The sequence below is a fragment of the Cronobacter turicensis genome (assembly GCF_041222865.1).
In the GTDB taxonomy this organism is placed as follows: Bacteria; Pseudomonadota; Gammaproteobacteria; order Enterobacterales; family Enterobacteriaceae; genus Cronobacter; species Cronobacter turicensis.
Genome location: NZ_CP165997.1, coordinates 1,442,910 through 1,463,165, shown reverse-complemented (window position 1 = coordinate 1,463,165; position 20,256 = coordinate 1,442,910). Strand labels below are relative to the sequence as shown.

At 58.5% G+C, this 20,256-nt stretch carries 18 protein-coding genes; 6 read left to right on the top strand and 12 right to left on the bottom strand.

All coding sequences use genetic code 11. The features are described 5' to 3' along the window. Window positions 1-28: 28 nt before the first annotated feature. From AB8W27_RS07015 to AB8W27_RS06995, 5 genes are all read right to left on the bottom strand, one after another. Window positions 29-634, bottom strand: a complete 606-nt coding sequence (locus AB8W27_RS07015) for a hypothetical protein (protein ID WP_015741821.1) — start codon at window positions 632-634, stop codon at window positions 29-31. Window positions 635-641: 7 nt separating this feature from the next. Continuing rightward, window positions 642-1,619, bottom strand: coding sequence for a hypothetical protein (locus tag AB8W27_RS07010; RefSeq protein WP_015741822.1), 978 nt, complete (start codon window positions 1,617-1,619; stop codon window positions 642-644). Between the two features lie 212 nt (window positions 1,620-1,831). After that, window positions 1,832-3,376 carry a methyl-accepting chemotaxis protein gene (locus AB8W27_RS07005; RefSeq protein ID WP_015741823.1) on the bottom strand — a complete coding sequence of 515 codons (1,545 nt, stop codon included), beginning with the start codon at window positions 3,374-3,376 and terminating at the stop codon, window positions 1,832-1,834. Window positions 3,377-3,487: 111 nt separating this feature from the next. Continuing rightward, window positions 3,488-4,213, bottom strand: a complete 726-nt coding sequence (btsR, locus tag AB8W27_RS07000; protein WP_007762493.1) for a two-component system response regulator BtsR — start codon at window positions 4,211-4,213, stop codon at window positions 3,488-3,490. Then, window positions 4,210-5,895: a sensor histidine kinase gene (locus tag AB8W27_RS06995; protein ID WP_041923733.1), complete on the bottom strand. Its 1,686-nt coding sequence runs from the start codon at window positions 5,893-5,895 to the stop codon at window positions 4,210-4,212. Before AB8W27_RS06995 ends, btsR begins: the two co-directional genes overlap by 4 nt. Window positions 5,896-6,009: 114 nt before the next feature. Between AB8W27_RS06995 and AB8W27_RS06990 the strand changes: the two genes are divergently transcribed. Continuing rightward, window positions 6,010-6,435 carry a GNAT family N-acetyltransferase gene (locus tag AB8W27_RS06990; protein ID WP_007762501.1) on the top strand — a complete coding sequence of 142 codons (426 nt, stop codon included), beginning with the start codon at window positions 6,010-6,012 and terminating at the stop codon, window positions 6,433-6,435. A gap of 58 nt (window positions 6,436-6,493) precedes the next feature. On the opposite strand, the gene apbC is transcribed toward AB8W27_RS06990, so the two are convergent. Then, window positions 6,494-7,603: an iron-sulfur cluster carrier protein ApbC gene (gene apbC / locus AB8W27_RS06985; RefSeq protein WP_015741826.1), complete on the bottom strand. Its 1,110-nt coding sequence runs from the start codon at window positions 7,601-7,603 to the stop codon at window positions 6,494-6,496. A gap of 136 nt (window positions 7,604-7,739) precedes the next feature. Continuing rightward, window positions 7,740-8,078, bottom strand: coding sequence for a putative T6SS immunity periplasmic lipoprotein (locus AB8W27_RS06980; protein ID WP_041924189.1), 339 nt, complete (start codon window positions 8,076-8,078; stop codon window positions 7,740-7,742). A 272-nt stretch (window positions 8,079-8,350) separates the two neighbouring features. Between AB8W27_RS06980 and metG the strand changes: the two genes are divergently transcribed. The 3 genes from metG (at window position 8,351) to AB8W27_RS06965 (ending at window position 11,476) form a co-directional block, all read left to right on the top strand. Then, window positions 8,351-10,384 (top strand): methionine--tRNA ligase, encoded by a 2,034-nt coding sequence (metG, locus tag AB8W27_RS06975; protein ID WP_041923735.1) that lies wholly within the window; start codon window positions 8,351-8,353, stop codon window positions 10,382-10,384. A gap of 178 nt (window positions 10,385-10,562) precedes the next feature. Further along, window positions 10,563-11,306, top strand: a complete 744-nt coding sequence (locus tag AB8W27_RS06970) for a MerR family transcriptional regulator (protein ID WP_015741829.1) — start codon at window positions 10,563-10,565, stop codon at window positions 11,304-11,306. Window positions 11,307-11,365: 59 nt separating this feature from the next. After that, window positions 11,366-11,476 carry a protein YohO gene (locus tag AB8W27_RS06965; RefSeq protein ID WP_015741830.1) on the top strand — a complete coding sequence of 37 codons (111 nt, stop codon included), beginning with the start codon at window positions 11,366-11,368 and terminating at the stop codon, window positions 11,474-11,476. Here AB8W27_RS06965 and AB8W27_RS06960 read toward each other — a convergent pair. The 5 genes from AB8W27_RS06960 to bglX all read right to left on the bottom strand — a co-directional run bounded on the left by AB8W27_RS06960 (window position 11,454) and on the right by bglX (window position 17,662). After that, window positions 11,454-12,185 (bottom strand): ABC transporter permease, encoded by a 732-nt coding sequence (locus AB8W27_RS06960; RefSeq protein ID WP_041923736.1) that lies wholly within the window; start codon window positions 12,183-12,185, stop codon window positions 11,454-11,456. The genes AB8W27_RS06965 and AB8W27_RS06960 overlap by 23 nt on opposite strands. After that, window positions 12,178-13,119 (bottom strand): ABC transporter ATP-binding protein, encoded by a 942-nt coding sequence (locus tag AB8W27_RS06955; protein WP_015741832.1) that lies wholly within the window; start codon window positions 13,117-13,119, stop codon window positions 12,178-12,180. Before AB8W27_RS06955 ends, AB8W27_RS06960 begins: the two co-directional genes overlap by 8 nt. Then, window positions 13,112-14,269 (bottom strand): ABC transporter permease, encoded by a 1,158-nt coding sequence (locus AB8W27_RS06950; protein ID WP_041923737.1) that lies wholly within the window; start codon window positions 14,267-14,269, stop codon window positions 13,112-13,114. Before AB8W27_RS06950 ends, AB8W27_RS06955 begins: the two co-directional genes overlap by 8 nt. A gap of 30 nt (window positions 14,270-14,299) precedes the next feature. Then, window positions 14,300-15,211, bottom strand: coding sequence for an ABC transporter substrate-binding protein (locus tag AB8W27_RS06945; protein ID WP_282913989.1), 912 nt, complete (start codon window positions 15,209-15,211; stop codon window positions 14,300-14,302). A gap of 153 nt (window positions 15,212-15,364) precedes the next feature. Further along, a complete protein-coding gene (bglX, locus tag AB8W27_RS06940; RefSeq protein WP_015741835.1) occupies window positions 15,365-17,662 on the bottom strand; it encodes a beta-glucosidase BglX in 2,298 nt (765 codons plus the stop codon). A gap of 195 nt (window positions 17,663-17,857) precedes the next feature. Between bglX and dld the strand changes: the two genes are divergently transcribed. Then, the gene (dld, locus tag AB8W27_RS06935) at window positions 17,858-19,609 is read left to right on the top strand and encodes a D-lactate dehydrogenase (protein WP_041923738.1); all 1,752 of its coding nucleotides are present in this window, start codon (window positions 17,858-17,860) and stop codon (window positions 19,607-19,609) included. Window positions 19,610-19,700: 91 nt separating this feature from the next. After that, entirely contained in the window at window positions 19,701-20,255 is a 555-nt protein-coding gene (locus AB8W27_RS06930) for a GNAT family N-acetyltransferase (RefSeq protein ID WP_041923739.1), read from the top strand. The last annotated feature ends 1 nt before the right edge of the window (window position 20,256 follow it).

Below are 20,256 nucleotides of genomic sequence, written 5' to 3'. Positions count from 1 at the left end.
AAAAGTATAAGGGTACGCAGATGGATGTTTATCGTTTCGTTACGCCTGGCTGGTAAGCCTGATATTTAGCCTGTTCACGCAGAATACGGTTATAAAAGCCAAGGGCGATGGTTTCCATAAATAACCTGCTATTGATACAACGGACGCTGAATACCGAAAACAATATGCCCAGCAGGGAGCCGATAATATCCCAGCGTCCTGCCCCATCAGAAGAGAGCAGAGACACAAGCACACTAATAAAAAATATCACACTGACAAATACCGCTGCTGCCGCCAGTGTCAGCCACAACTGCAAAGCAAGGAGAGATCCTCTTGCGGCCCCTATCATTGCAGGGATAATCAGCACACAAAAAAGAAAATTGCTAATGAGCATGCCGATGAAAAATGTCGGTCCTGGTAACCCTAAGCTCTGCGAAATAGCCACCCAAAAAGAAACCTGAGGAATGGCGAAGCTAAGAACAGCCATGACCATTGCCAATACCAGTGGCATCCCAAGGCTCCGCCACCCCGTGGGCAGACAAACTTGTTCTTTGAGCTGCGTTTTAAGCCGCTCCAGCGCCTCGGGCCGCTTGTTTTTAATATCATTTTCTACGAAGCGGCCCAGTTGCAGGCTTTTTTTTAAATAATTAAACATCCTTGTTCTAACGGCTCCCGGCCAGTGAAATGGACTGAATAATACCCACAACAAATTTTCCGGTATTTTGTAAATTTTGCGGGTTTCTGATGGTTCCCGAGACGGCGCTTCCAGCAAAGGCAGACGCATTATTGAATGCTTTAATTAATTCATACTGCAAACTCTTTTGTAACGCTTCTGTTGGGAATCGGCTTGGGTAAGCACCAGCTTTAATGAGCGCTTTAATCCCATCATTGGAAATGCCGGGGTTTCTGTTGCGTATAATTTCAATAGTTATACGTTTACGCTCATGTCTGCTCAGTGTTCTGAGCCAATCCAAAGCTTTTGCTGAAGAACCCGCTTTCATCGCCATATAAGCCTTTATGGTACTTCTCAGACCCACGCTTGCTCCAGCAAGAGAAATAACATCAAGTGCTGTCATGGTAGAGGTATACCAATCCTGGGAATCAAACCAGGCGACATTTTCTTCGTAACCATATCCTATAGCAAATAAACGGCCTACGCCTACCGCGCACTGGAACCCTGTAGCCACTGTCCCGGCTGTCATTATTCCTGCAAGGATCCCCGTTGCTCCTGCCGTAAAAGGTATTACGAGCGTTGCACTCACAGTAATTAATGCAGTAGCAACTAATGCACCGCAAGATATTGCAGTTGAGGTTATTTCTGTTGTTAATGAAGGTGCCTGAAGCGGTTTGGTGATAGCTTTCCCTGCATTTTGCGGCGATGTATCATTTACCTGAGTAATAATTACGTGACTGACAGTAGTTTCATTTGGCGTCGCTATACGTCGTGAAGGTCTTACAAGCCAATCGCTAACTCCGTTAGAATAGATGATGCCTACACGATTAAAGTCGCGTGTGCGATCCAGTTCTTTTGCCAGCGCATGGAAATTAAAATCTACTATTCCTGGCCCGCCCCACGTTACTGGCTTATCGAATGAAGGGAGATTATTAGGCGTATTCATCCCTGATAAATAGTCAGACATGACTTTTCCTTCTGGACCCGTTTAAGTTGGGGCAAGGCTATAAATTTATTCAAACAAAAAAATTAAGAATATTCCCAATAGAAAGCTGTACCCCAAAATTTTGTGAGCTACGTCATAGCTCAACCAAGCGCCAGCTATCAGGAATTTGTGCCAAAGAATAAACCAAAAAGCCGCCCTCACAGGCGGCTTTTTTATTACAGCGACTAAGAAGATCAGGCCGAGAGGCGGAACTTCTGCACGGTGCTTTGCAGCTCTTCGGTCTGACGCTCCAGCGCGGCGGCAGCGGCGGAAACCTGCTCCACCAGCGAGGCGTTCTGCTGGGTGACGGTGTCCATCTGGGTGATAGCCAGCCCCACCTGCGAGATGCCCTTGCTCTGTTCTTCAGACGCCGAAGCGATCTGTTTGATGATCGTGCTGACGTTCGACACGCCGCGATAGATTTCCGCCATCGAATCCCCCGCCGCGTTGACCAGCTCCGAGCCTTTATCGATACGCTCGACCGATTCGGTGATGAGCGTTTCGATTTCACGGGCCGCCTCAGCGCTGCGGCTCGCAAGGTTGCGTACTTCGCCTGCGACCACCGCGAAGCCGCGGCCCTGCTCGCCTGCGCGCGCCGCTTCAACGGCGGCGTTGAGCGCCAGGATGTTGGTCTGGAACGCGATGCTGTTAATCACGCTGGTAATATCGGCGATTTTCTTCGAACTACCGGAAATCCCCTGCATGGTCTCGATAACATTCTGCGCCAGCTGGCCGCCTTTACCGGCGTTTTCAGAAGCGGCATGCGCCAGCTCGCTCGCCTGACGAGCATTTTCGGCGTTAAGGCGCACGGTAGAGGTCAACTCTTCCATGCTGGCGGCGGTCTGCTCCAGCGCGGCGGCCTGTTCTTCGGTACGTGACGAAAGATCATTATTGCCCGCGGAAATTTCCGACGCGCCGCGCCAGATATTTTCACTGCCGTGGCGAATCGCGCTCACGGCTTCGCGCAGTTGATCCTGCATCGCGGTCAGCAGCGGCACCAGCTTACCGACGCAGTTGCGGCCAAACGGTTCAACCGGCTGGCTGAGATCGCCGCCCGCAATCAGGGTGAAGTGGTTGCGGATTTTCTCAAGCGGCTTCACCAGCAGCGCCACCAGATAGCGGTCGGTCAGCAGCAACAGGAGCAGACCAATGATCACCGCAATAATAATCACCGTTTTGGTGGTGACGGTCATGCTGTCGACGCGCTCGCGGGTAGCGTCAAGCTTGGCGCCCGCCGCGGCGTTGAATTTCTCGGCGCTCGCGCCAAACGCGCGGCTGAAGACCGGCGTCACTTTGCCGGCGTGCGCGCGGTACGCGTCCGGCGTGCCTTCGCGCGCCAGTTTCATTTGCGGGATCACGCCTTCATCGAGCAGCTTCTGCCAGTCGGCGATCACTTTTTGCGACACCGCCGGATCGAGCGGACCGGGGGAGAGCTGTTTAAACGCGTCGAGCTGGCGCGACATATTGTCGAGCGCCTGCTGCACGGATTCGAGCGATTTGGCGTCCGGCGTGCCGTTTTCCATGGCGCGGGTAAGGCGGGTGACGAAGCGGAAATACTGATCGTTGCCTTTGCTGAGCACGGTCATTTGCGACACCAGCTGGCGGTCCACACGGTTGCCATCGGCCATCGCCGAGAGCGAGTAGACGCTGTAGACGCCCACGGCCGCCCATAACACGCAGAGTACGCCGAGCACCGTCAGCATCACTGCGCGGATGGAAAAGTCTTTAAGCAGGCCCATCAAGAAGTCCTCATTTTTGCCTGATACGGATATATCTTCCCGTTATCGGCAAACGAGGAAAAAGATGTACATAGCGGCGCTATTTATTTTACCGCCGCGATAATCACGCGCCTATCCGCGCAACCCGAGCGCTTCTTTCAGGGTTTTGAGATAACGGCGGCTGACCGGCACCGTCTGACCGTGGCGCAACAGCAGCTCCGCCTGGCCGTTCTCTTCCAGCCGGATTTCCTTCAGGTGCGCCATATTGACCAGATATTGCCGGTGACAGCGCATCAGCGGCGTGCGGCTCTCCAGCGTGCGCAGCGTCAGCTCGGTGAAACCTTCCTGCCCTTGCCCACTCGTCACATACACGCCGCTCATGCGGCTGGCGACAAACGCCACGTCCTCCATTTGCAGCAGGTAAATGCGGCTGTGGCCAGTGCAGGGAATAAATTTCAGCGCCTCCTGGCGCTCGGTGATCGGCGACATGTCCTGCTCGCGCCGCTCGTTGCGCATCCGCGTCAGCGTCTTTTGCAGGCGCGCGGTCTCAATAGGTTTGAGCAGATAATCAAAGGCGTGCTCTTCAAACGCCTGCACGGCGTATTCGTCAAACGCCGTCAGAAAGACAATCCACGGGCGGGTGTCGGGGTCGAGCATCCCGACCATTTCGAGACCGGAGATGCGCGGCATCTGGATATCGAGAAAGACCACGTCCGGGCGCAGGCGGTGTACCGCGCCGATAGCCTCCACGGCGTTGGCGCATTCGCCCACCACCTCGATATCCGCCTCTTCTTTCAGCAGAAGACGCAGATTCTCCCGCGCCAGCGGCTCGTCATCGACAATCAGCACGCTAATCATGTCGTTCCCTCCAGCGGTAAACGTAAGGTAATCCGGGTAAAGCGGTCCTGTTCACAGGCGACCGAAATGCCGCACTCGTCGCCGAAGCGCGCGCGCAGTCGTTTATCCACCAGGCTCATGCCAAGGCCGTTGCTCGCGGCGTTGGGCTGATAGAGCCCGGCATTGTCTTCAATTTCCAGCACCAGATGCTCATCGTCGCGGCTGGCGCGCAGGGCGATTTCGCCGGGGCCTAAAAGCTGCGAGGTGCCGTGTTTAATGGCGTTCTCGACAATCGGCTGCAACGTAAACGCGGGCAGCCGGATATGGCGCAGTTCATCGGGCAGGTTCATGCTCACCTGTAAATGCGACTGAAACCGCGCCTGTTCGATTTGCAGATACGCGTTCACATGGTCGATTTCATCGGCGAGCGACACCACATCCGTCGGGCGCTTGAGGTTTTTGCGGAAAAATGTCGAGAGATATTGCACCAGCTGGCAGGCCTGATCGCTGTCGCGGCGGATCACCGCCATCAGCGTGTTCAGCGCATTAAACAGGAAATGCGGGTTCACCTGGGCGTGCAGCAGCTTGATCTCCGACTGGGTGAGCAACTGCTTCTGGCGCTCATACTGGCCCGCCAGGATTTGCGCGGAAAGCAGTTGCGCGATCCCTTCTCCCAGCGTGCGATTAATCGAGCTGAACAGACGGTGCTTGGGCTCATACAGCTTGATGGTGCCGACCACCTTGCGGTTCTCGCCGCGCAGCGGGATCACCAGCGTCGAGCCGAGCTTACAGTTCGGGTGCAGCGAACAGCGGTACGGTACTTCGTTGCCGTCGGCGTAGACCACTTCGCCGGAATCGATCGCCCGCAGCGTCCAGGGCGACGAAATGGGGCTGCCGGGCAGATGGTGATCCATACCGATGCCGGTAAAGGCCAGCAGTTGTTCGCGATCGGTAATGGCGACCGCGCCTATCTCCAGCTCCTGGCGAATCACCTGCGCCACTTTCATGCTGTTTTCGACGTTAAACCCCTGGCGCAGGATCCCTTCTGTCGCAGAGGCGACCTTCAGCGCGGTGGCGGAAAACGCCGTGGTGTATTTCTCAAACATGGCGCGCTTGTCGAGCAGAATGCGCATGAACATCGCAGCCCCGACGGTATTCGTGACCACCATGGGCGCGGCGATGTTTTGCACCAGATGCAGCGCGTCGCCGAACGGGCGGGCAATCAGCAGAATAATGCCCATCTGGACCATCTCCGCCACCAGCGTAATCGCGCCTGCGGTAAAGGGGTTAAAGATTTTATCGGTGCGCCCGCGACGAATCAGCCAGCTGTGGACGATCCCGCCGAGCAGCCCTTCGACAATCGTTGACACCATGCAGCTCAGCGCGGTCATGCCGCCGAGCGAATAGCGATGCAGACCGCCGGTGAGCCCCACCAGGCCGCCCACCAGCGGCCCGCCGAGCAGGCCGCCCATGACGGCGCCAATCGCGCGGGTATTGGCGATGGAATCCTGGATATGCAGCCCGAAATACGTGCCCATAATGCAGAAACCGGAGAACGTGACGTAGCACAACAGCTTATGCGGCAGGCGAATCGACACCTGGATCAGCGGAATAAACAACCGCGTTTTGCTCATCAGCCAGGCGATCACCAGAAACACGCACATCTGCTGGAGCAGCAATAACACCAGATTGAACTCGTACACGTCCACGCTCCGCTCTGACAATTAAGAGCGCGTAAAATACGCTGCTGTGCCATAACTTTCTATGAAGCAAACCAAAAAAAGAACAGGTCAGCGTCGCTGATGAAGGAGACCGTTATGGAGATTAGACCCTGGGAGGAGAGCGATCGCCCGTTTTTACGCACGCTCTATTTGCACGCCCGCCGCGAGGGATGGCCGTGGCTTGACCCCAGCGAATGGCGACTGGAGGATTTTGACGCCGACACACTCGGCGAAACGATTCTCGTGGCGCAGGAGGATGGCCACCGGCTGGGGTTCGCGTCCATCGCTGAGAATGACAACTTTCTGCATCATCTCTTTGTGGCGCCAGACGCCCAGGGGCGCGGCGTCGGCGCGGCGCTGCTGGAGGCCGTGCAGGCGCGGTTCACCAGCACCGGCGCGCTGAAATGTATGGAGAAAAACGCGCGCGCGCTGCGCTTTTACGCCCGTCACGGCTGGGTGGAGGAAGGACACGGCGACGCCCCGGAAGGCGCCTATGTGCTCCTGCATTTTCGCAAACCCTGATCCATAAAAAACGCCTCCCGTGGGAGGCGTGTTTCATTTTAGCGACAACGACCCGGCATCACACCGCGCGAAACGCGATATCGCCCGGGATCACTTCGCCTTCCCAGTAGAGCTGCGCCGCCACACGGCCCGCCAGCTGGCGGTAAATGGTGGTGAACTCGCTCTCCGGGCGGGAGACCACGGTCGGCTGGCCGCGGTCGAGATCTTCACGCAGCGTAATATGCAGCGGCATCTGTCCCAGCAACTGGGTACGGTAGGTTTCCGCCAGCTTCTGCGCGCCGCCGGTGCCGAAAATCGGCTCGTGATGACCGCAGTTGCTGCAAATATGCATACTCATGTTCTCAACGATGCCAAGCACCGGCACTTCCACTTTTTCAAACATCACGATGCCTTTTTTGGCGTCGATAAGCGCGATGTCCTGCGGCGTGGTCACCACCACCGCGCCGGTCACCGGGATGTTCTGGGCAAGCGTCAGCTGAATGTCGCCGGTACCCGGCGGCATATCCAGCACCAGATAGTCGAGATCCGGCCACATGGTTTCCTGCAGCAGTTGCAGCAACGCTTTGCTCGCCATCGGACCACGCCACACCATGGCGTTATCGTCGGTCACCAGGTAACCGATGGAGTTGGTGGCAAGACCGTGAGACATAATCGGCGCCATGTGCGTGCCGTCCGGCGAGGTCGGGCGTTCGCCTTCCGCGCCCAGCATCGTCGGCACCGACGGGCCGTAGATATCGGCATCCAGAATGCCCACTTTGGCGCCTTCCGCCGCCAGCGCCAGCGCCAGGTTGACGGCAGTAGAGGATTTCCCTACCCCGCCCTTGCCGGAGCTGATCGCGATGATGTTTTTCACACCGTTCACGCCCGGCTGGTTTTTCACGCGTTTTAAGGTGGCGATGCTGTGGGACAGCTTCCAGTCGATCGCGCTCGCGCCGGTTAAATGCAGCAGCTCGGCGCTCACCTGCTCTTTCAGCTCCTCAAAACCGCTGCGCCAGGCGAACGGCATCAGCAGTTCGACATGGATGGTGTCATCAAGCCAGGCGACATGATGCAGCGCTTTCAGCGCCGTGAGGTTGTGCTTCAGGGTGGGGTGCTGGAAATTGGCTAACGTCCCGGCGACCAGCGCACGCAGCGCCTCGGGGGATTTGGCCTGGGATTGCGAATTCATCCCGACTCCTTTGTTGTTCTGATGTTAATAAATTGCAGTCATAGAATCATAACAGAGTCGTGGGGAGTAAGACGACATTAAACGCCCGCTGAGCCTGGCCTGATGTGCGCTTATGCAGATCAGCAGGCGTCTGGCTTCAGGGCGCGATAAACGATACGGCGTATTTTTGCAGTTCACCGCCCGGCTTCATCAGCACATACTCTGCCACCCACGCTTCACCCTTCTGGTAAGCGCCGTTCGGCAGACAGGTCTGATACGCAGGTAAAAGCACCGCGTGGCGCTTTGGGTTTGGGTCATGGCTGGAATAAACCGCATACTGCGTGAAGACATCCCCCGGCCCGGCCTGCGCGGTATAAATACAAACCTCGCCATTGATAATGCGCACGTCGCCGGCGCGATTAAACGTCGCCTGGTCAGCCACGCAGCCAGTTAAATTAACCAGCGACATCAGGAAAATAGCCGATAACGTTTTCATATCTGGCGAGCAGTCCTTTTTTATCCGATTGCGATACGCTTTAAAAACGCAGCCCACCTTTAAAGCATTAGCGCCAGCCTCACTGATATCCATCCCACGGACGCCCGCCATTCAGAATCCCTCGCGCGTGTTATTCCTGGCGGCTCATCGCCTCGCCGTAGGCCGCTATTTCGTCTGCTTTTTTGCGCGCTTTTACCGCCGCGCGGTACTCAACGCGGGTGGATTCGGGTACTATGACTGCCCCATTTGCCACAGAAGACGTAATACTCACTATGACTCAAGTCGCGAAGAAAATTCTGGTAACGTGCGCGCTGCCGTACGCCAACGGCTCCATCCACCTCGGCCATATGCTGGAGCACATCCAGGCTGATGTCTGGGTCCGTTACCAGCGAATGCGCGGCCACGAGGTTAACTTCATCTGCGCCGACGACGCCCACGGCACGCCCATCATGCTCAAGGCCCAGCAGCTTGGCATCACGCCGGAGCAGATGATTGCCGAGATGAGCAAAGAGCATCAGACCGATTTCGCGGGCTTTAACATCAGCTACGACAACTATCACTCTACGCACAGCGACGAAAACCGCGTGCTGTCGGAGCTGATTTACACCCGCCTGAAAGAGAACGGCTTTATTAAAAACCGTACCATTTCGCAGCTCTACGATCCTGAGAAAGGCATGTTCCTGCCGGACCGTTTCGTGAAAGGCACCTGCCCGAAATGTAAATCTGCGGATCAGTACGGCGATAACTGCGAAGTCTGCGGCGCAACCTACAGCCCGACCGAGCTTATCGAACCGAAATCGGTGGTCTCCGGCGCGACGCCGGTGATGCGTGATTCTGAACACTTCTTCTTCGATTTGCCGTCATTCAGCGAAATGCTGCAGGCGTGGACCCGCTCCGGCGCGCTCCAGGAGCAGGTGGCGAACAAAATGCAGGAGTGGTTTGAATCCGGACTGCAACAGTGGGATATCTCCCGTGACGCGCCTTACTTCGGCTTTGAAATCCCGAACGCGCCGGGCAAATATTTTTACGTCTGGCTGGATGCGCCTATCGGCTACATGGGGTCGTTCAAAAACCTGTGCGACAAGCGCGGCGATACCCAAAGCTTCGAGGAGTACTGGAAAAAAGACTCCGCCACCGAGCTGTATCACTTCATCGGTAAAGATATCGTCTATTTCCACAGCCTGTTCTGGCCGGCGATGCTGGAAGGCAGCGGTTTTCGCAAACCGACCAACCTGTTTGTGCACGGCTATGTGACGGTCAACGGCGCGAAAATGTCCAAATCGCGCGGCACGTTCATCAAGGCCAGCACCTGGCTGAACCATTTCGACGCCGACAGCCTGCGCTATTACTACGCGGCGAAACTCTCGTCACGCATCGACGATATCGACCTGAATCTGGAAGATTTCGTGCAGCGCGTGAACGCGGATATCGTCAATAAAGTGGTCAACCTGGCGTCGCGCAACGCGGGCTTTATCGCCAAACGTTTTGACGGCGAATTAGCCGCGGAACTGGCTGACCCGGCGCTCTACAAAACCTTCACCGACGCGGCTGCCGTGATTGGCGAGGCGTGGGAGAGCCGTGAATTCGGTAAAGCAATCCGTGAAATCATGGCGCTTGCCGATCTGGCGAACCGCTACGTTGACGAGCAGGCCCCGTGGGTGGTTGCTAAACAGGAAGGCCGCGACGCCGATCTGCAGGCGATCTGCTCTATGGGCATTAACCTGTTCCGCGTGCTGATGACGTACCTGAAGCCGGTACTGCCGGAGCTGTGTGCGCGCGCCGAGGCGTTCCTGAATGTCGAGCTGACCTGGGACGGCGTTAACGCCCCGCTGCTCGGCCATAAAGTGAACAGCTTCAAAGCGCTCTATAACCGTATTGAGATGAAACAGGTGGAAGCGTTAGTGGAAGCCTCCAGGGAAGAAGTGAAAGCGGCTGCGGCGCCTGCGACCGGCGAACTGGCGGATAACCCGATTCAGGAGACCATCACGTTTGACGATTTCGCGAAAATCGACCTGCGCGTGGCGCTGATTGAAAACGCGGAGTTCGTTGAGGGCTCCGACAAATTGCTGCGCCTGACGCTGGATCTCGACGGCGAAAAACGCAACGTCTTCTCCGGCATCCGCTCCGCCTACCCGGACCCGCAGGCGCTGATTGGCCGTCTGACGGTGATGGTGGCGAACCTCGCGCCGCGCAAAATGCGCTTCGGTATTTCTGAAGGCATGGTAATGGCCGCAGGTCCTGGCGGGAAAGATATCTTCCTGCTGAGCCCGGACAGCGGCGCGAAGCCGGGTCAGCAGGTGAAATAACCTGACGCCCAACGCGCCAGCCGCGCCATAAACCGAGGGGAGATGCATATCTCCCCTTTTTTCGTCCTGCGCCGTGGTTTTCGCCTTTTGTCGCCAGGATACAGGATACAAACTCTTTTTCCCGGTTCGTGCATCACCTACTACATTTAACGGGTAACATTTCCCGAAGAGAACCAGTATGGCGTTATATACGATTGGCGAAGTGGCCGATCTCTGCGAAGTAAACCCTGTGACGCTGCGCGCGTGGCAGCGCCGTTACGGACTGATCAAACCCGTACGCACCGACGGCGGCCACCGTCTGTTCAGCGAGGCGGACATCGACCGCATTCGCGAAATCAAACACTGGATTGAGCAAGGCGTCCAGGTCAGTAAAGTTAAAACGCTGCTCTGCGAGGACGGTGCCGATGAGCCGGAAGGCTGGCGCGAGCGACAGGAGATGCTGCTCGCGAAACTGCGCAGCGGCAATCCAGGCCAGGTGCGTCACTGGGTGAGCGAGCTTGGGCGCGACTACCCGGCCCAGATGCTGGTGCGCCATCTCTATACCCCGCTGCGCCGCCGGATGCAGTTACAGCATGCCACGCTGCATGCCCTGTTAAGCCTTCTTGACGGTATTCTGATTAACTACATCGCGCTCTGTCTGCAATCGGCATGGAAAAAGCCCGGCAACGACGCGCTGGTGGTCGGCTGGAATCATCAGGATGCGACGCAGGTCTGGCTCGCAGCCTGGGTGGCGGTGCAGAAAGGCTGGCGGGTGGATGTGCTGGCGCAGCCGCTGGTGCAGTTGCGCCCGGAGCTGTTTCCTGGCAAAACGCTGCTGGTGTGGTGCGGAGAGCTGCCCGCGGCGCGTCAGCTCGAGCAAATCGCCGCCTGGCATCAACAGGGACACGCCATCTTTTCACTCCATGAGCCGGAAACGATTTAAAGGTTCATTAACAGTCGCGCTTCACCGTATAATTACGCGGTTAACATAAGGAGCAACGCATGAAATTAGTCAGAATCGGGCTTATCACCGGCATGGTCCTGATGGCCATCGGGGGTATCGGCGGCGTTATGCTGGCCGGCTACACCGTTATCCTGCATTCCGGTTCATAACCCGCGCCAGGCGCTCAAAGAGCCGGTCCACCAGGACCGCCGCCAGCGCCACCAGCACCGCGCCCTGAATCACATATGCCGTGTTAAACCCACTCAGGCCGATGATAATCGGGGTGCCGAGCGTGCTGGCGCCCACGGTCGAGGCGATGGTGGCCGTGCCGATATTAATAATCACCGACGTACGGATCCCGGCGAGCATCACTCCAAACGCCAGCGGCAATTCCACTTTGCGTAAGATCTGAGTGCGGCTCATGCCGACGCCCCGCGCCACCTCTTTCACATCTTCCGGCACCGCGCTCAGGCCCGCGAGCGTCCCCTGCAAAACGGGCAACAGGCCGTAAAGAATGAGCGCGACAATCGCAGGCTCCCGTCCGAAGCCCATCACCGGCACGGCAATCGCCAGCACCGCCACCGGCGGGAATGTCTGCCCGGCGGCGGCGAGCGTTTCGGCAAGCGAGCGGAACTCGCGTCCCCACGGGCGCGTTACCGCAATCCCCACCGCGACGCCGCAGGCGACCGACACCGCGCCCGCGACCGCCACCAGGCCGAGATGCGAGAGCGTAAGCGCGACAAAGCTCTCCTGCAGATAGACCGGGCGCGACAGCCCCGGAAGCAGCCAGTGAAACAGTCCTTCGCTGTGCGGCATCGCCAGTAACAGCGCGACAAACAACAGCGCCAGCCAGAGCAGCGGATCGCGCAGTCTATTCACCCCGCGCCTCCCGCTGATTCACCAGATGACGAAAGCGCAGCACGCCGCGGTGCGCGCCTTGCGCGTCCACTACCGACAGCGCCTCGCACTGGCGCTCGACAAATACCGACATCGCCTCGCGCAGCGTTAAGGTGTCCGCCACCGGCGCGCCCTCGCCTGTGCCAGGCTCGATAAATTCCGCCACCTGTTTGAGCGACAGCAATCGCACGCCAAGCTCGCTGCGCCCGAAAAAATCACGCACGAAATCATTGCGCGGCGCGGTGAGCAGCGTCAGCGGCGCGCCCTGTTGCACCACTTCGCCGTTATCCATCAGCACCAGATGCTGGGCAAGCCCGAGCGCCTCGTCGATGTCGTGCGTGACCAGCACAATGGTGCGTCCGAGCAGCTGATGAATGCGGCGCATCTCCTGTTGCAGCGCGCTGCGCGTCACCGGGTCGAGCGCGCCGAACGGCTCGTCCATCAGCAATACCTCCGGGTCGGCCGCCAGCGCGCGCGCCACGCCGACCCGCTGCTGCTGCCCGCCGGAGAGCTGATGCGGGTAGCGATCGCGAAATGCTTCAGGCGCGAGCCCAAGTAGCGCGAGCAGTTCATCGACCCGCGCCTGAATGCGTGCCTTCGGCCACTTCAGCAACTGCGGCACCGTGGCGACGTTTTGCGCCACCGTCCAGTGCGGGAACAGCCCGACCGACTGAATCGCATACCCCATGCGCCTGCGCAGCGCCTCGGGCGAAAACTGACGGATTTCCTCGCCCGCGAAGCGGATCTCGCCTGCGTCGTGCTCCACCAGACGATTAATCATCTTCAGCGTGGTGGATTTACCGGAGCCGGAGGTGCCGATAAGCACCGAAAACGCGCCTTCGGCGAACGTCAGGCTTAAATCTTTTACCGCCGCGCCGCCGTCATAAAATTTACTGACCTGCTGAAATTCAATCATCTCGTTTCGTCTCCAGCGCGCCGATGGCGAGCGTAAACAGCGCGTCCAGCACTACCGCCAGCGCCACGACCGGGATCACCCCGAGCAGCACCAGATCGAGCGCGCTGCTGAGTAATCCCTGAAATACCAGCGCCCCGAAGCCGCCTGCGCCAATCAGGGCGGCAACGACCGCCATGCCGACCGTCTGCACCGCCACCACCCGCAGGCTGCGCAGCCAGACGGGCAGCGCCAGCGGCACATCGACATGCCAGAAGCGCTGCCAGGCGGACATGCCCATTCCGCGGGCGCTCTCCCGCACCGCGTCGGGCACCTGCCCAAGCCCCGCCACCACGCCGCGCACCAGCGGCAGCAGCGCATAGAGCGTGAGCGCAATCAGCGCAGGCGCAAGCCCGGTGCCGGAGACGCCCAGCGCGCCGAGCGCCGGAAATGCCTGCGCCAGCCCGGCGAGCGGGGCCATCAGCAGACCGAACAGCGCCACCGACGGCACCGTCTGAATAATATTGAGCGCGGCGAACAGACCGGGCTGCCAGCGCGGGCGCCGGTGACACAGGATCCCGAGCGGCAAGCCGATGACAAGCGCGGGCGCCAGCGTGCCGAAAATCAGCGTCAGGTGGCGCGCGGCGGCGTCATCAAACACCGTCTGGCGGTTGGCGTATTCTTTAAGAAGCGACAGCGCATCGAAATGACCGCTCAGCAGAAGCCAGAGCGGCGCCATCCAGATCTGCGCCTGTAGCAGCCAGCGCCAGAGCGGCTGGCGCGTCAGCCTGCCGATGGCGTCGCTTGCGGCGAGTAACGAGACCGCAAGCATCAGCCACAGGCCGCTGCCGGGCGAGGTCCGCGCCAGACGACTGCCGGTTTCAGCCAGTCGCGCCGCCTCATCGCCCGTCACAAACAGCAGCGTGATAAAGAGCGCCTGCGCGGCAATAAGAATCAGCAGCGCCCCTGGTTTTCCGGGCACGCAGGCGAGCAGACAGAGTAAAAGCGGCAGCGCCCACAAGGCAGGCGCGATGGCAGGAAAAAGCCCGGAGAGACCGAGCGGCGCGCCGGACACCAGCCGGTTCGGCGCGTAATTTAAAAAGGGCAACAGGGCGGCGGCGGCCAGCAAGACCGCCAGCAGCACCAGCACCCGGTTATGGCATCTGATTGACAAAACGTGTCCCGCAGGCAAACGCCGGAGGCGTTATTTCACCAGTCCTTTTTCTTTAAGCCACTGCGACGCCACTTTACCGGCATCGAGCCCTTCTACCGCGATTTGCGCATTCAGTTCCTGGAGCGTTTTCTCATCCAGCGCTTTAAAGACCGGCTCAAACCACTGCGCCATCTCCGGGTACGCCTTCAGTACCGCCTCACGCACGACGGGCGCTGGCGCGTAAACCGGCTGAACGCCTTTAGGATCGGTGAGCGTTTGCAGACCGAGCGCCGCTACCGGGCCGTCGGTGCCATACGCCATCGCGGCGTTAACGCCGGAGGTTTGCTGGGCCGCCGCTTTGATGGTCACCGCGGTATCGCCGCCCGCGAGCGACAGCATCTGATCCTGATTCAGTTTAAACTGGTAGGCTTTTTCAAAGGCTGGCAGCGCGTCCGGGCGCTCGATAAATTCCGCCGAGGCGGCAAGTTTGAACGTGCCGCCGTCTTTAAGGTAACGGCTGAGATCGGCAAGCGAGGTCAGTTTGTTTTTCTGCGCCAGATCCTGACGTACCGCGATGGTCCAGGTGTTGTTCGCCGCCGCGGGCGTCAGCCAGATAAGCTTATTCTGCTCGGCGTCGAGCTTTTTGACTTTGTCATAGCCCTGCTGTGCGTTTTTCCAGGCCGGATCGTTCTCCTGCTTAAAGAAAAACGCGCCGTTGCCGGTGTATTCCGGGTAGATATCCAGCTCGCCAGACGTTATCGCCCCGCGCACCACGGGTGTGGTGCCCAGCTGGATTTTGTTGACCGTTTTCACGCCGTGGCTGTCCAGCACCTGCAGAATAATGTTGCCAAGCAGCGCGCCTTCGGTGTCGATTTTCGAGCCCACTTTCACCGGCTCGGCCGCCTGCGCGCCTGCCGCCAGCAGTAACAGACCTGCCGCGCTCCAGAGTTTTAGCCTCATGATTTTCCTCTTTTATCCGCTTCGCTAAGGGCTTAAGAGAAAAGCGTAGTTGATAAATCTCAGGGGGAAAGGGAAAAGACGGGAAATGGCATTTTTTAACGGCCGAATGCCATAAAAAAGGGCCGGTTTCCCGGCCCTCTGACAATCGACAGCAGCTTACAGCAGTTCAAATTCGCCCTGCTTCACGCGGGCGGAATCCAGCCCGATGAAGACATTGAATTTGCCTGGCTCAGCGTCATATTTCATGCGCTGGTTCCAGAATTTCAGCGCGTCAATATCGATAGGGAAGCTGACGGTCTGGGTTTCGCCCGGCTTGAGGGTCACTTTTTCAAAGCCACGCAGCTGTTTCACCGGACGGCTCATGGAAGCCGTAACGTCCTGGAGATACATCTGCACCGCAGTCGCGCCTTCGCGCTTGCCGGTGTTGGTCACCGTCACGCTGGCGGTTACTTTGCCGTCGCGCTTCATGGTCGGCGCGGAAAGCTTCACATCGGAGACGCTGAACGTGGTGTAGCTCAGGCCGTAACCGAACGGATAGAGCGGGCCGTTGGCTTCATCAAAGTAGCGCGAGGTATATTTGTTCGGTTTTTCCGGGTTGTACGGACGGCCCGTGTTGAGATGGCTGTAGTACACCGGGATCTGCCCGACCGAGCGCGGGAAAGAGATAGGCAGCTTGCCTGACGGATTGTAATCGCCAAACAGCACATCGGCGATGGCGTTACCACCTTCGGTTCCGGCAAACCAGGTTTCCAGAATCGCATCGGCCTGCTGGTCTTCTTTCACCAGCGCCAGCGGACGGCCGTTCATCAGCACCAGCACCAGCGGTTTGCCAGTCGCTTTCAGCGCGCTGATAAGGTCACGCTGGCTCTGCGGAAGGGTGAGATCGGTGCGGCTGGATGCCTCATGCGCCATGCCCTGCGCTTCGCCCACGACCGCCACGACCACGTCAGACTGCTTCGCGACGTTTACCGCCTCGTCGATCATCTCTTTTGGCGTGCGTTTATCCACCACCACCGCTGGCTCGTAGAGATTCAGGAAGTCGACGATGCCTTTATCGTCGGTCACGTTAGCGCCTTTGGCGAACAGAATTTTCGCCTTATCGCCCGCCACGTTTTTCATACCCTGAAGCAGCGTCACGGACTGGTCAGCCACGCCTGCGGCAGACCAGCTGCCCATCATGTCGCGTTTGCTGTCGGCCAGCGGCCCGACCACCGCGATGGTGCCGGATTTTTTCAGCGGCAGCGTTTCAAGACGGTTTTTCAGCAGCACCAGGCTTTCGCGCGCCACGTTGCGCGCGTCGTCGCGGTGCAGACGGCTTTCGGCGTTGGTGTCTTTCGGGTCAGAGTCTTTCGGCCCCAGATGGCTGTACGGATCGTTAAACAGCCCCATGTCATATTTGACGTTCAGCACGTGACGGGTAGCGTCGTCGAGCTCTTCCATAGAGACTTTGCCGCTCTTGATAAGATTCGGCAGGTATTTGCTGTAGTACTCATCCGCCATACTCATATCGACGCCGGATTTAATCGCCACGCGCACCGCGTCTTCCGGATCGGACGCCGTACCGTGTTTAATCAGCTCTTTGATAGCGCCGTGGTCGGAGATCGTGATGCCTTTAAAGCCCCAGTCGCCGCGCAGCAGATCTTTCAGCAGCCAGCCGTCGGAGGCCGCCGGCGTGCCGTTCAGTGAGTTCAGCGCGATCATCACGCCGCCGCTGCCCGCGTCGAGCGCTTCTTTATAGGGCGGCATGTAGTCGTTGAACAGACGCTGGGAACTCATATCGACGGTGTTGTACTCTTTCCCGCCCTCCACCGCGCCGTAAGCGGCGAAGTGTTTCACGCTGGTCATGACGGAATAGCGGTCCGCCGGGCTTTTGCCCTGCATCGACTCAACCATCGTTTTACCCATCATGCTGGTGAGATAGGTATCTTCGCCGAACCCTTCAGAGCCGCGGCCCCAGCGCGGGTCGCGCGTGACGTCGACCATCGGCGCCCAGGTCATGTTGAGGCCGTCGTCGGCGGCTTCATACGCCGATATGCGGCCCACGGTTTTTACCGCGTCGAGGTTAAACGAGGAGGCAAGCCCGAGGCTGTTCGGGAAAATGGTGCGCTGACCGTGCAGCACGTCGTAGGCGAAAAACAGCGGAATTTTCAGGCGGCTAAGCTGCATTACCTGATCCTGCATCGCGCGGATATCCTGGCGGGTCACGGTGTTGAAAATCGCGCCGACCTGGCCTTCTTTGATCATGTCCCGAATCGCTTCTTTCGGGTTATCCGGCCCGACGCTTATCAGACGCAGCTGGCCGATTTTCTCATCGACCGTCATTTTTTTGAGTAAATCGGTGACGAACGCATCCCGCGCTTCGGGCGTCAGCGGATGGTCGCCAAACGGTTCAGACGCCAGGGCCGGTTGCAGCGCAAGGCTCACGGCCATACCCACAGAACAAAGCCATTTCATAGGATTAACTCTCTTTTAGACGCAGCCGCAACGTTGCCGCCACAACAAATATAAGGTGTGCAGTGTGCCATAAGCCTTAGCAGGGAAGAAGCCAAACGCAAGTTTATACGCTGATTTTTCAACCTTTTCGGACTCGTTGAGAAATTCGCGGCTATGCTTAGAGACGTGCGTTTTCTCTGCCACAAGGAGTGGAACATGACCCTGACACCAACCTCCGGTAACCATGAGGTTATCGCGGAGCTGACCCGCATTACCGGCGCCAGCCATCTTCTCACCGACCCGGCCAAAACCGCCCGTTACCGCAAAGGCTTTCGCTCAGGTCAGGGCGAGGCGCTGGCCGTCGTTTTTCCCGGTACGCTGCTGGAATTATGGCGCGTTCTGGAAGTTTGCGTCGCCAGCGACAAAATAATTCTGATGCAGGCGGCCAACACCGGCCTGACGGAAGGCTCGACGCCGAACGGCAACGACTACGATCGCGACATTATTATTATCAGTACGCTGCGCCTCGATAAGCTGCACCTGCTGGATAACGGCGAGCAGATCCTCGCTTACCCCGGCACCACGCTCTGGCAGCTGGAGCGCGCGCTGAAGCCGCTCGGACGTGAGCCGCACTCGGTGATTGGCTCCTCGTGCATCGGCGCCTCGGTGATGGGCGGCATCTGTAATAATTCCGGCGGCGCGCTGGTGCATCGCGGCCCCGCCTATACCGAAATGGCGCTGTTCGCGCAGATAGACGACACCGGGCGGCTGCGTCTGGTGAATCATCTGGGCATCGATCTCGGCCAGACGCCGGAGCAGATCCTGGGCCGCCTTGACGATGACCGCATTGATCCGACCGCCGTGCGCCATGACGAGCGCCAGGCTTCCGATCGTCATTATATTGAGCGCGTGCGCGATATCGAAGCCGACAGCCCGGCGCGCTACAACGCCAACCCGGAGCGGCTCTTTGAAGCCTCCGGCTGCGCCGGTAAGCTTGCCGTGTTCGCGGTGCGTCTCGATACGTTCGAAGCCGAAAAACGCCAGGAGGTGTTTTATATCGGCACCAATCAGCCTGACGTGCTGACCCATATTCGCCGTCATATTCTCGCGAATTTCCAGAGTCTGCCGGTCGCGGGCGAATATATGCATCGCGATATCTACGACATCGCCGAGCGCTACGGGAAAGACACGTTCCTGATGATCAACAAACTCGGCACCGACAAAATGCCGTTCTTCTTCACGACTAAAGGCCGCACCGACGCCTGGCTTGAGAAAGTGCCGTTCATCAAACCGCACTTTACCGACCGCGTGATGCAAAAACTGGGCGGGTTATTCCCCGGTCATTTGCCGCCGCGCATGAAAAGCTGGCGCGATAAATATGAGCATCATCTGCTGCTTAAAATGGCGGGCGACGGCATTGAAGAAGCGCGCAGCTGGCTGACGAGCTTCTTTAAAGAGGCCGAAGGCGATTTCTTCGCCTGCACGGCAGAAGAAGGCAGCAAAGCGTTTCTCCACCGCTTTGCGGCGGCGGGCGCGGCGGTGCGTTATCACGCGGTGCACGCCGACGAGGTGGAAGATATTCTGGCGCTGGATATCGCGCTGCGACGCAACGATACCGAGTGGTTCGAACACCTGCCGCCGGAGATCGACAGCAAACTCGTGCACAAGCTCTATTACGGCCACTTCTTCTGCCATGTTTTCCATCAGGATTACATCGTCAAAAAAGGCGTGGATGCGCATGCGCTGAAAGAAGAGATGCTGGCGCTGCTGCGCGCGCGCGGCGCGCAATACCCGGCGGAACATAACGTCGGCCATCTCTACGAAGCGCCGGAAAGCTTAAAACAGTTTTATAAGGCTAATGACCCGACCAACAGCATGAACCCCGGCATCGGCAAAACCTCGAAGCAGAAATACTGGGGTGAGCCGGACGGGATCGCACAAACGCCAGACGAGCATACCGCCCGCTGATTCTGGCAGGCTGTATTCTTTTTAAGCACAGGCATACTATATCGTCCATACCGCCGGAGCCCTCCGGCGGTATGTCTTTGAGGATACAGGTATGGCTGTTGTGGAAAATCTCACGGCGTCAAAAGCCGCGATTCGTGACGTTACGCCGGAAGATATCGAGGCTATCTGCGCCATTTACGGCTGGCATGTCGAACACGGTCGCGCTTCCTTTGAAGAAACGCCCCCTACCCTTGATGAGATGAGCGCGCGCGTCAACGCCGTCACGCAGCAGGATTTGCCCTGGCTTGTGGCGGAGATCGACGACATCGTGGTCGGCTACAGTTATGCCTCGCCCTGGCGCCCGCGCCCTGCGTATCGCTATACCCTCGAAGAATCGATTTATATCGACGCCAGCATGGTCGGGCGCGGCATCGGCAGCCGTCTGTTGCAGGCGCTGATCGAGCGCTGCGAGCAAGGCCCGTGGCGTCAGCTGATGGCGGTGATTGGCGATGGCGAAAATAATCGCGGCTCGACGCGTCTGCACCGGCTGCTGGGGTTTGAAGTGGTGGGGAGTTTGCGCAGCGTCGGGTTTAAATTCGGCGGCTGGCGCGACACGCTGATTATGCAGCGTCCGCTCAATCAGGGAGACTGGACGCTGCCGGAATAGC